The sequence below is a fragment of the Microvirga massiliensis genome (genome assembly GCF_001006805.1).
Taxonomy (GTDB): Bacteria; Pseudomonadota; Alphaproteobacteria; order Rhizobiales; family Beijerinckiaceae; genus Microvirga; species Microvirga massiliensis.
In genome coordinates this window covers 66,708-75,340 of record NZ_LN811372.1, presented here as the reverse complement: position 1 = coordinate 75,340, position 8,633 = coordinate 66,708, and the positions used below count along the sequence as shown (strand labels likewise).

The 8,633-nt window shown below is 66.4% G+C and carries 10 protein-coding genes; 5 read left to right on the top strand and 5 right to left on the bottom strand.

Translation table 11 applies throughout. The features are described 5' to 3' along the window. The first annotated feature begins 321 nt into the window (after positions 1 to 321). Entirely contained in the window at positions 322 to 2,091 is a 1,770-nt protein-coding gene (locus BN1233_RS40115; RefSeq protein ID WP_244470649.1) for an adenylate/guanylate cyclase domain-containing protein, read from the top strand. 526 nt (positions 2,092 to 2,617) lie between these two features. Here the strand turns inward: BN1233_RS40115 and BN1233_RS48950 are convergent. Further along, entirely contained in the window at positions 2,618 to 3,064 is a 447-nt protein-coding gene (locus BN1233_RS48950; RefSeq protein ID WP_187144484.1) for a hypothetical protein, read from the bottom strand. Between the two features lie 54 nt (positions 3,065 to 3,118). On the opposite strand from BN1233_RS48950, the gene BN1233_RS40110 reads away from it, so the two are divergent. Both BN1233_RS40110 and BN1233_RS40105 read left to right on the top strand, forming a co-directional pair. Then, positions 3,119 to 4,291, top strand: a complete 1,173-nt coding sequence (locus BN1233_RS40110; protein ID WP_046869263.1) for a sensor histidine kinase — start codon at positions 3,119 to 3,121, stop codon at positions 4,289 to 4,291. Between the two features lie 174 nt (positions 4,292 to 4,465). Continuing rightward, positions 4,466 to 4,798, top strand: a complete 333-nt coding sequence (locus tag BN1233_RS40105; RefSeq protein ID WP_048707592.1) for a PilZ domain-containing protein — start codon at positions 4,466 to 4,468, stop codon at positions 4,796 to 4,798. 140 nt (positions 4,799 to 4,938) lie between these two features. Here BN1233_RS40105 and BN1233_RS40100 read toward each other — a convergent pair whose 3' ends face one another. Then, entirely contained in the window at positions 4,939 to 5,385 is a 447-nt protein-coding gene (locus BN1233_RS40100) for a response regulator (protein ID WP_046869262.1), read from the bottom strand. Positions 5,386 to 5,654: 269 nt separating this feature from the next. Next, on the bottom strand, positions 5,655 to 6,131 hold the full coding sequence (locus BN1233_RS40095) for a DUF421 domain-containing protein (RefSeq protein ID WP_046869279.1): 477 nt from the start codon (positions 6,129 to 6,131) through the stop codon (positions 5,655 to 5,657). A gap of 576 nt (positions 6,132 to 6,707) precedes the next feature. On the opposite strand from BN1233_RS40095, the gene BN1233_RS40090 reads away from it, so the two are divergent. Further along, positions 6,708 to 6,941, top strand: a complete 234-nt coding sequence (locus tag BN1233_RS40090; protein WP_046869261.1) for a hypothetical protein — start codon at positions 6,708 to 6,710, stop codon at positions 6,939 to 6,941. On the opposite strand, the gene BN1233_RS40085 is transcribed toward BN1233_RS40090, so the two are convergent. Beyond that, positions 6,938 to 7,183 carry a hypothetical protein gene (locus BN1233_RS40085; protein WP_046869260.1) on the bottom strand — a complete coding sequence of 82 codons (246 nt, stop codon included), beginning with the start codon at positions 7,181 to 7,183 and terminating at the stop codon, positions 6,938 to 6,940. The two genes, BN1233_RS40090 and BN1233_RS40085, sit on opposite strands and share 4 nt — an antisense overlap. Positions 7,184 to 7,456: 273 nt before the next feature. Between BN1233_RS40085 and BN1233_RS40080 the strand changes: the two genes are divergently transcribed. Beyond that, positions 7,457 to 7,843 carry a hypothetical protein gene (locus BN1233_RS40080; protein ID WP_147707815.1) on the top strand — a complete coding sequence of 129 codons (387 nt, stop codon included), beginning with the start codon at positions 7,457 to 7,459 and terminating at the stop codon, positions 7,841 to 7,843. A 322-nt stretch (positions 7,844 to 8,165) separates the two neighbouring features. Here BN1233_RS40080 and BN1233_RS43940 read toward each other — a convergent pair. Then, a partial coding sequence (locus tag BN1233_RS43940) for a DUF6894 family protein (RefSeq protein ID WP_052764130.1) occupies positions 8,166 to 8,633 on the bottom strand: 468 nt, incomplete at its 5' end.

Here is an 8,633-nt window from a genome sequence, read left to right as displayed (position 1 = left end):
TCAAAGTGCGATGTTGGGCGGACGTCGTGAAGGTCCGCATTCCCGTCCCTCACGGACCTTGAGTGCAACCATGCTAATCCGACTTCACCTGTGCGGTAGCCGGATCCATGGCACTTGTCGCTCGCGGTGTCCCAGCAACTTTCCATGACTGCTGTCAGAGCTGGAATTGTTTTGAGACCAGTCAATTGTCGAGTTTCTGGTGGTCTTTGCTACCGAATGCCGCTTAACTGAGCCTGAGAGCAGCCGGCTTGCGCGGGAGATGCTCATGAAACCTCCGGCGTGGAGTGTCGCGCGTTCCAAGGCTTTCGGCACGAGGGAGCAGTGGCCTTGAACGCCGAGCGGATCGAGCGACGGCTTGCGGCCATCCTAGCCGCCGACATTGCCGGCTACAGCCGCCTCATGGGCGCCGATGAAGAGGGCACGCTCGCCCGCTTGAAGGGGCACCGACGGGAGTTCATCGATCCCAAGATCCGGGAGCATCACGGACGGATCGTCAAAACGACTGGTGACGGGGCACTGGTCGAGTTTGCGAGTGTCGTGGACGCGGTCCGCTGCGCGGTCGAGATCCAGCGCGGCATGGTCGAGCGCAACGCCCAGGTGCCGGAAGACAAGCGCATCCAGTTCCGCATCGGCATCAACGTCGGGGATGTCATCCTCGACGACGGGGATATCTTCGGGGACGGCGTGAACGTGGCAGCCCGCTTGGAAAGTCTGGCTGAACCCGGCGGGATCTGCGTGTCGTCGCGAGTGCAGGAGGACACCGAAGGGAAGCTCGATTGCACGTTCGAGGATGCTGGAGAGCGGCACTTCAAGAACATTGCACGCGCGATCAGGGTCTATCGTGTGCGGCTGAGCGGTGGCCTGACGATGCCGTCGGTTGCGGTGCCTCTTCCCGAGAAGCCTTCGATTGCCGTCCTCCCTTTCCAGAATCTGAGTGCCGATCCCGAGCAGGAGTATTTCGCTGACGGCATGGTCGAGGACATCATCACCGGTCTGTCCCGCTTTGGCTGGCTGTTCGTGATCGCACGCAACTCGTCCTTCGCCTACAAGGGCAAGACGGTCGACATGAAGCAGGTCGGGCGGGACCTCGGGGTCCGGTACGTGCTCGAAGGGAGTGTCCGCAAGGCATCGAACCGCGTGCGAATTGCGGCGCAACTCATCGAGGCGGCGAGTGGTGCTCATCTTTGGGCGGATCGCTTCGAGGGCGGGCTCGAGGACGTGTTCGATCTCCAGGATCAGGTCACGGCCAGCGTCATTGGGGCCATCGAGCCACGGCTCCAGCGGGCGGAGATCGAGCGTGCAGGGCGGAAGCCGACCGACAGCCTGGATGCTTACGATTTCTACCTGCGCGCCATGGCGAGCCTTTATCTTCTGACGCCCGACAGCGTGTCAGACGCGAGGCGGCTGTTCCGACGGTCGATCGAGCTCGATCCGAACTATGCCGCGCCCTGCGGGATGGCGGCCTGGGCCATTCACGTCTGCAAGACCAACAGTTGGATGAGCGATCCAACCCACGACACCGCAGAGGGTGTGATGCTCGCGCGTCGTGCAACGGTTCTCGGCAGGGAGGATGCGATTGCGCTCTGGTCGGGCGGATTTTGCCTAGCTTACCTTGCGGGTGAGGTCGAGGCTGGTGCTGCGCACGTCGACCGGGCGATTGTCTTGAACCCGAACTCGGCTGCGGCCTGGAGCATGAGCGGCTGGTTGCGCATTTATCTCGGGGAGCCGGTCAACGCAGTCGAACGCTTCGCGCGGGCCATGCGCCTGAGCCCTCTCGATTTGTTCTCCTATTTTAGCTGCACGGGTATGGCCCTCGCGCACATTTGCGCAGAGCACTACGATGAGGCAGCCTCGTGGGCCACCAAAGCGCGTTTCGAGCAACCCAACTGGGCTGGAACGTGGCGCGTCGCGGCGGTGGCTTATGCACTGTCCGGCCGAGTGGCAGAGGCACACGACGCGATGGCGCGACTGCGCGAGATCGATCCCGCTTTGCGGCTTGGCACTTACGCGAACATCGCTTCTCCGTTCCGGCGTCCGGAGGATCTTGCCCGCGCTCTCGAGGGCCTGCGAATGGCGGGGCTGCCGGAATAGGCAGGGGCTTGCCGTCGCTGGACGGGTGGCGCGAGGAGGACAGGTTCTCTCCCGCGCTCCCAGCCACGTCGTCGATGTTTCCTCGCTGCCCGAGATCAGGCGGGCAAGGTGACCCTGCGAGGCGAGTTCAGAGCTGGAAGGCCGATGCCAGTGATCTGGTAGGGTTTCGAAAGGACGGGTGTCGGTCTCCCAGTGGCAACGAGCCAATTGTCGTTCCACGCCGGTGGCTAGCTTCGCTGAATCGGCACCAAGCAGGTTGCTGTGAGAAGGCCTCCCCGGGCGTCTCCACAGCCATGCGAGCGAAAAGAAACAACCAAGCCGCGCGTCAGGCGGGACTCAAGCTTTCGAAGATGATGGAGGCTTGCGTGCCCCGGATCCCAGCCTCTCAGGCACGCACCCGCTCCAGTGCCCCCGCTCCCGTGCGACATACATCGCCTCCGACAGGGGAACGATCTCCCGCGAGATGCCGATGTCGAACTCGTCCGCCATCGCATGGAGCCGCTGGGCATTGCCTTCATCGGCCAGGTTAGGCCCGCACAGCCTCGACCGCGTGCTGCCGGACGCCGCCCCAGCGGACGAGATCGATCACGGTCCGGGCCTTGTCGGTGACCCGGATGTGGAGACCATCGGCGCACATTTGCTCGATGCCGATCTCAAGGTTGCAGGTCTGACGCGTGCCGCGCGAGCGGATATTGACGCCCGCTGTGCGGGGCTTGATCCGCCTGCCCTCTGGGACGAGGCCATGGATGGCCCACGGGATGTCGACCCAGGGGCTAGGAAAGGCCCCGCCTGGGGCGGGGCCCGGGTCGGCGCGGGAGCCGCTAGGCTCCGGTCCGGGATGATCAGGCCCGCCACGGCGCGCAGCAAGAGCAACGGCCGCTCCCGCGCGCGACTCCTTCCCACCTGGTTTACTGGGTGTCTGGGATATGATGGACGCGGTCAGGGGATGCCCTCGTCGAACTTCGTCCAGCACGCGGCGTTGCAGGCCACAGAAGATGGACGAGCGGGTGCTGACCCAAGGAGCCTCATGCCCGGAAAGCGCGCATCGGACCCCCAGGCGAAACTCGCCCGCGTGATGGAATACCAGCGGGCACTGGCCTCCTTCAGCCGGATCGCCTCCGAGAACCTGCCGCCCGAGCGGCTCATGCAGCACGCCTGTGCCCAGGTCTCGCGTGTGACCCACATCCGGCACAGCAAGGTGATGCGCTATCGCCCGGATCACGGCGATCTCCTCATGGTGGCAGGTGTAGGCTGGAAGCCGGGCCTCGTCGGTGTGGCGACCTTTTCCATCGACAGTGCCTCTCCGCCCGGCCGGTCCATCCAGACGGCCACACCCGTCATGGTCGAGGATCTGCCGAACGATGGCGAGTTCCGTATGTCGCCCGTCCTGCGCGAGCACGGCATCGTCTCCGCCCTGAACGTTCCGGTGATGATCGACGGCGAGACCTGGGGCGTGCTGGAGGTCGATGCCGAGGAGCCACGCGCCTTCGACGACGGCGACGTCGGCTTCATGACGACTTACGCCAACATGATCGGCATGGCCCTCGCGCGCCACGAGGCCCAGCAGGGCCGGATCAGGGTCGCCCAGCAGCACACCGAGGCCGAGGCTGTCTGGAGGACGCTCGTGCAGGAACTCCAGCATCGGACGAAGAACAACTTCCAGACCATCATGTCCTTCATTGCGCTCCAGCGCCGGACCGCCCGCACGCAGGAGAGCAGGGACCGGATCGCCAGCGTCATGGACCGGGTCCACGCGATTGCGCTTGCCCATGACCAACTGTCGATGACCGAGGGAACGAGCCAGGTCGAGTTCTGCGACTATCTTCGGTCGCTGTGCGCCAAGATCGATCCGCGCCGCGAAAGCGTCGCGATCGAGGTGGAAGCGGATCCTGCGATCATGCCCCTCGACCGGGCGGTTCCGGCGGGGCTGATCGTGAACGAGCTCGTCACCAACGCGGTCAAGTATGCGTTCGACGAGGCCGAGAGCGGGCTCATCCGGGTGGCGTTCGGGATGGACGACGATACGGGGGAGGCCTGCGTCACGGTCGAGGACAATGGCAAGGGAATGGGACCGCCGCGCGAAGGCGGCCTCGGGTTGACCCTCGTCGACGCCTTCGCCCAGCAGCTTGCCGGTCGTGTCGAGCGGGACCCGGTCGAGAAGGGCACGTGCACACGGGTGTGCTTTCCGCTGGCGATCTGACGCGGTGCATGCGCGCGCGAAGAACCGTGGGCCAGGATTGACGGAAGGCGCGTCCGAACCTCTGTCCGGATCGGCGAGCCATCTCCCGCTCGCGCAAGCGAGCGCACATCGGACATCTCACGGCAGTGGTCGTGAACTCGCCGCGCGGCCACCGCGTCGACGTCGAGCATCATCATGGCTGCGATGTCGCGTGACTGCTGCTCGACCGCCGAGCTCATGGGCCGGGAGCCTCCGGCCCCGGAGACGAACCCCGCCCAGGTGCTCGAGAGGCACAGCCTGCCGCGAAGACGCGCCCTGCTCCGCGGAAGGATCGAGTCCAACTACCGCTACTCCACGATGGATTGCGTGGTCCGCGACATCACCGAGCAAGGCGCGCGGCTGGTGATCACGGGCGACGACGCGCTGCCGTCGGTGTTCGAGCTGGCCCTGCCCCTGAAGAACCGCAACCACCGGGCGGAAATCGTGTGGCGGAAGGGCCAGGAGTGTGGGGTGCGGTCCGTGGCGTGAGGTGGCGGCCACGGAACCGATGAGGGCGAGGGTTGCGGACCGCCACCCCTCGCCGTGATCCGCAAGGACGGGAACGGTCGAGCCGATGGCAGCTCCGGCGAGCAGGACACCGCCAGGAGGTCACCCTCCAAACTCCGGCCTCAGGCCGATGCCCCCTCGCCTGCCGGATGGAAGGATTCGCGGCTGCCGGGCCGCCGGGACTTCGGCAGGTCCATCGCCTCGCGGAGGTGCCTGGCCAGCATCGCCGGGCGCACGGGTTTCGCCACGAAGGCCGTCCCGGGCGGCAGGTCGCCGGGCCGAGGCGTCATCTTGCCCGAGATGACCAGCACGCCGACCTCGGGCCAGCCCTGCCGGACCAGCCGGGCAAACTCGAAGCCGTCGAGGGAACCCGGCATGTCCACGTCCGTGAGAACGACGTCGATGTCGGGCCTGGCCCGCAGGAGATCGAACGCCTCGTCGGCATCCTGGGCCTCGACCACCCAGAACCCGGCCTCGCGCAGGAGATCGACCTGGGTGAGGCGCACGAGCGGCTCGTCCTTGACCAGGAGAACGACGGGAAGATCCAGGATTTCGTAACGGTGTTTCATAGGAGGCCCAAACCGACGAGCCTGGAGTTGGTTCCCGCTCCCCGGATCCTGTCCCGGCATCGGGGCGGCCGGGGCGCTGATGCCGGGCCGAAGAAAAAGCGCCCCGGAGAGGAGCGCTTGGAGGTCCCGGCCCTTTGGGGGCAAAGAAGTGGACCGGGTATCGGACCAACGGACGAGCCGGGAGCTGGTTCCCGGTCGGCGACGGTCGGCACGCCTCCTTTCCGGTCCCATCCGACGCGCTCGGTGCCCTTCGTGAGCCCACCACGATCTCATCGCGACTTCCGGACCACGCTGATCTGCCCGTCCGCCTCCATGCAGGCTGCCTCGACCATCGAGAGATCGCTGACCCTCTCCTCGCGCAGGATCGCCATCAGCTCGTCCTCCGTGATCAACTCCCGCTGCATGTTCCGCCGCAGCAGGCGACCGTCGCGGACCAGGGTCGTCTGCCGGTCGCGCAGGAACCGCCCCAGCGGCGGGAAGTAGAACTCCAGGGCATCCGTGACATAGCTCCAGGCGACAATCAGCCCGATCATGAGCACGATGTCGGTGACGGAGTCCGAGCCGCCCATAATGGCGTCCGTCGCCAAGCCGCCGATGACGATCAGGGCGACCATGTCGTTGGGCGAGATGCTGCCGGCCCGCCGCTTCGGGATGACGCGCACGAGCAGGACCAGGGCGAAGTAGACCACCGTTGCCCGGACGACGATCTCCCACGGCGGCTTCGTCAGGGCGAAGATGTCAGCCATCGGGGTTCCCACATGCAGCATGACTCGTCCACGGGGGATCGGGCGTAACCGCATGCGTGCGGTCATCCCGTGCCGCATCACGCTGAGGATCGTCGGCGCGATCGGCACAAGCGCACAGGATCCGCTCTGCCATGCCTTTCTCCTGCTTGTTCCCGAGAGGTTTGCGGGGCTGTCCCCGCGCTGCCGGAGGAACGCCTCAGGACAAGGAAGTTCCAGATGAGGTCCTCCGGGAGGAGGGCGCCGAGGGACTGCTGAGGTGCCGATCAGCACCCGTCTGCTGCCGCGGATGCCATATGGACGCGCGCCGTCACTGTGTCTCGCGGTGCGAACCGGATGCATCCCCGGCGACGCTCGACGTCCTACCGGGCCCGACGGAATCCTCGCGAGTCGGACGCCCTTGCAGGCCCCGCGGGAAGGTGATCGTGAGACGGTGCTGCGCCCGGTCCGCACGGGCCAGGGGAACGGCTTCGGGTAAGCAGGTCCCGTTCCCTCCGAGCCTGGGCGGGACCATGGAACGGCGACCCTGATCGGGCATTGGCAGGGTCGAAGGGGTGGAGTCCGGATGCGGAGCCCGTCATGTCCGTCGAAGACGATCCGCTGTTCAAATACGCTGAGGCTGCTCTGGCGGAGACGGCTCGGCTCCGTGAGGCGCATGAGCGGTTCCGTGAGCAGGTCGATCAGCAGCTCGCACGGATGAGGCAGATCGAGGCGGAGCTCGATCCGCTGCTGCCGCACCGGCCCGAGGAGCTGCGCGAGGTCAGGACCCTCCGTGCCACGGATGAGGATCCGCAGTCTCCAGAAGCGCCCTAGCAGGCCTCCGGATCAGGCGGCTGCGCCCGCGCGATCGCGTCTGCGATGAGCTGCCGATGGACGCGCCAGGTCTCCATGGTCTGCTCGAAGTTGCGGAGCAGTTTGCGGGCTTCGGTGGTGTCGCGGCCCTGCGCGGTCTGGTCCTCGATCAGGAGGATCAGGTCGGTGATCCGCCGCTCGCCCTCGGCGAGGTGCCGATCGGCCGTGTCGAGATCCAGGCGCTCCTGCTCGAGGTCGGGCATTAGGACGCCCCTCGGCCATGCAGGCGGGAGCACGGGGTCTCTCAGCCACCGGCGCCTACGGGTCGGATCTGCCAGTGATGGCAGCACTATGCGCCCGTTCGGGGGCAAGCCCAAACGGGGCCGCGTCGGATTCCCAGAAGGCGCTTTATGGAGCAGGGGGCGCTGTGAGGCGGCCTGCCAAAATCACTGGCGCAGATAGGCTTCCGGCAGGCTCTATGAACGAGTGGTATCAGTGTTGCGTTGTCCGCCTGCCCCGCAAGAAGGTCATGGGCTGTGCCTTTGGATGGCGAGGCTGCCGATTACCGCCGACGCGCCCGGGAGACCCGAGCTGTCGCCCGGCTGATCTCGTTGTGCGACGATCGCCAGCCGTCCCTTGACGAAGCCAATCGGCTGGATGCGCTGGCCGCGATCGCCGAGGCCCAGGACCATCGACGTGCCGGCCTCGTCTTTGCCTCTCGGCCTCATGCTGATCCTCTGCTCAAGCGCGCCGAGGCGGCTCTGGCCGACACGGCTCGGCTCCGGGACCTGCATGCGAAGTTCCTGGCGCAGGTCGAGCAGCAGCTCGAGCGGATGCACCAGATCGGGGCGGAACTCGATCCCCTCCTGCCGCACCCTCCGGATGAGCTGCGGCGGCTGAGGGCGATCAGCGGGGTGGAGTAGTCGAGGAACTACGGCCAGTTTTAACCCAGGTGACAGCGGCAGGACGGTTCTCCCGGTAGAGAGGGCCTGAGGCTCAATCTGCCCCCGAGCCTCGCCTTGGCCCTGCCATCTCTCTCCGGCAGGGCCTTTCTTTTCGGACCCTGTGACTTCCGGCGCCCCCAGGACTCGCGTTGTGCTTGCCGGGACATCCAGGCCCGGTCGCGGAGAGATGCAAAGAGGTCCCGCGCCCGCTATGCCCGCTGGCAAGCCTCCTCGCGAAGCTCGACAGAACCGGTCGCAACCCGGATCGGCCAGAGGGTGAGACCCGGGCAGTTCCTCAGGATCACCTGCGAGCGCAGTCCCCTGTGCCGAGGTTCCTCAACAGGTCCTGTGCCCGCCGGAGGTTCTCCGCGGCGATCCTCGCCTGCTCGGCCACCTCGGAGGTGAGGCGCATCATCCGCTCCGCCCGCGCGACAGCGGCTCTCGTGGTTCTCGACAAGCTGACGGCCTGCCGGCCTGCTTGGCGGTCGAGCGTCTCGGCAAACGGCAGGTCCAGGACGAGATCCCCTGACGCATTCACGATCTCGAAGGCGTAGCCCCTCGGGTTCTGGCCTTCGGCGAGGAGTTCCCGCGCGACGTCGCTGACGGCCCGATCCGCCTCCAGGAAGGCAATCTCCACATCGGGTAGGTCGAGCCCAAGCTCGTCGCGGCTGAGACCGTCAGGGCCCCGCAGATGGAAGTAGAACCAGGGCACGGCTGCCTCCTCTCCGTTGTGGTCGGCCAACGACGACAGCCTGCCTGCGGTGCCATG

Coding starts and splice junctions, on each gene's coding strand:
- BN1233_RS40100 (WP_046869262.1), bottom strand. CDS start 5,385: ATGAAACACCGTTACGAAATCCTGGATCTTCCCGTCGTTCTCCTGGTC.
- BN1233_RS40090 (WP_046869261.1), top strand. CDS start 6,708: ATGTCCGTCGAAGACGATCCGCTGTTCAAATACGCTGAGGCTGCTCTG.
- BN1233_RS40105 (WP_048707592.1), top strand. CDS start 4,466: ATGGCTGCGATGTCGCGTGACTGCTGCTCGACCGCCGAGCTCATGGGC.
- BN1233_RS40085 (WP_046869260.1), bottom strand. CDS start 7,183: ATGCCCGACCTCGAGCAGGAGCGCCTGGATCTCGACACGGCCGATCGG.
- BN1233_RS40110 (WP_046869263.1), top strand. CDS start 3,119: ATGCCCGGAAAGCGCGCATCGGACCCCCAGGCGAAACTCGCCCGCGTG.
- BN1233_RS40095 (WP_046869279.1), bottom strand. CDS start 6,131: ATGGCTGACATCTTCGCCCTGACGAAGCCGCCGTGGGAGATCGTCGTC.